Source organism: Oscillibacter sp. KLE 1745 (assembly GCF_000469445.2).
Classification (GTDB): domain Bacteria; phylum Bacillota; class Clostridia; order Oscillospirales; family Oscillospiraceae; genus Oscillibacter; species Oscillibacter welbionis.
The window spans coordinates 1187-1665 of record NZ_KI271761.1 but is presented as its reverse complement, the minus strand read 5'-3'; the positions used below and the strand labels follow the sequence as shown (position 1 = coordinate 1665).

1 protein-coding gene is annotated in these 479 nt (G+C 64.7%); it reads right to left on the bottom strand.

The features are described from left to right. Positions 1–479, bottom strand: a 479-nt coding sequence (locus HMPREF1546_RS18495; protein WP_021752079.1) for an FAD-dependent oxidoreductase, incomplete at both ends; no start/stop codon positions are given.

Here is a 479-nt window from a genome sequence, read left to right as displayed (position 1 = left end):
GACACAGTCGCCGATGGCGTACACGCCGGGCACGCTGGTCTCCATCTTGTCGTTGACGATGATCCGGCCCCGATCGTTGGCAAGGCCGGCAGCCTCCAGGTTCAGGCTGGCGGTGTTGGCCTTCCGGCCGATGGCCACCAGCACCTTCTCCGCCTCAAAGCTGACGGTTTCGCCGGCCTTGTTCTTGCAGACCACCTTGGCGCCCACGGGAGAGGCCTCCACGGCCTGCACCGGGCACTCCAGGTTGAACTCCATGCCCATCTTCTTCATGTGCTTCACGCCGATGGCAGTCAGGTCGCCGTCCAGCATGGGCAGCATGTGGTCCAGTGCCTCCACCACGGTGATCTTGGTGCCGAAGGCCGCGTAGGCGCAGGCCAGCTCCAGGCCGATGACGCCGCCGCCGATGACCACCATGCTCTTGGGCAGCTTCTCCAGGCTCAGCGCACCGGTGGAGTCGATGCAGTTGGGATTCTCCTTCA